General features: G+C 60.0%; 1 protein-coding gene. It reads right to left on the bottom strand.

The features are described from left to right. Positions 1 to 34 precede the first annotated feature (34 nt). Positions 35 to 1,206, bottom strand: a protein-coding gene (locus tag HLH27_RS16865) for an IS3 family transposase (protein ID WP_182951274.1) whose coding sequence is annotated in 2 segments (ribosomal slippage) — positions 35 to 939 and positions 939 to 1,206 — 1,173 coding nt in all. Because the reading frame shifts where the segments join, the coding sequence is not laid out codon by codon here. Positions 1,207 to 1,275: the final 69 nt, after the last annotated feature.

The raw sequence follows: 1,275 nt of genomic DNA, 5'->3' as shown, positions 1-1,275 counted from the left end.
TGGGCTGCCTGCGATGACTGGTCCGGTTTCATAGTTAGTTGATATGCGCTTCTGATGCCAGCCTGGCCGGGAGGTGAAGCGTAGCGGAACCGAGCGGCCAGGCTGGCATTCTGATTGTTTCCGGCGCTGGCGGGCGGTATTGCAGGCTGCTGTGTGGGCGCATCCGGTTGTAATGGTCGCGCCACCAGCCGGTGACGGTCTTTACTTCCTCAAGGCTGAAGAAGATCTCGCCATTGAGCAGTTCGTCCCGCAGACGGGCATTGAAGCTCTCGATGTAGCCGTTTTCCCAAGGGCTACCGGGTTCGATGTAGAGGGTGATGACACCCAGTCGGCCCAACCATTCGCGCACCGCGTTGGCGACGAATTCGGGGCCGTTATCCGATCGGATATGCCCAGGCGGCCCATGCTCGATGAACAGATCGGCCAGCACGTCGATCACGTCGTTCGACCGGAACCGCCGCAGCGGCACCATTGCCAGACATTCCCGGCTGAACTCGTCGATGATGTTGAGCATCCGGTATCTACGACCGTTGTGCGTCTGATCTTCGACGAAGTCATAAGACCACACGTGGCCACGATGCTGTGGGCGCAGCCGGATGCACGATCCGTCGCCCAGCCATAGCCGACGCCGTTTCGGTTGCATCTTCGGAACTTTGAGACCCTCCCGCCGCCAGATACGCTCGACCACCGACAGGCTGACCTGCCAGCCAGCACGCCCCAGAAGAGCATGGATGCGGCGATAGCCATAGCGGCCGTAATCCTTGGCCAGCGCAATGATGTCGGCCGTCAGCCGATGCTCGTCGGTATCATCCTTTGGCAGATGACGCTGTGTCGAGCGGTGCTGGCCAAGCACCCGGCAGGTCCGCCGTTCCGATACCGCCAATGCACAACGGACCTGTGCGATCGCCTCACGGCGACGGGAGGGGCTCAAAAAGTCAGTTTCGACGCCTCTTGCAGGATCGCCTTGTCCAGTGCGAGATCCGCCACCAGCTTCTTCAATCGAGCATTTTCCCGCTCCAGATCCTTCATGCGACGCGCCTGATCCACCTTCAGGCCGCCATATTCCTTGCGCCACCGATACAGCGTCTGTTCAGCGATGCCGATCTGTCGACACGCTTCCACCGCCGTCGCACCTCGGCCAACGAGCACATCCACCTCACGCAGTTTCGCGATGATCTGCTCAGGCGTAAAACGCTGACGTCCCATGTAATCCTCCAATCCATATGCCCCATAGGGCTCTCTTCAGAATCGGACCAGTTTTCTCAAGGCAGACCA

This window comes from Gluconacetobacter takamatsuzukensis (assembly GCF_014174275.1).
Lineage (GTDB): Bacteria > Pseudomonadota > Alphaproteobacteria > Acetobacterales > Acetobacteraceae > Gluconacetobacter > Gluconacetobacter takamatsuzukensis.
This window is presented reverse-complemented; position numbering and strand designations above follow the sequence as displayed.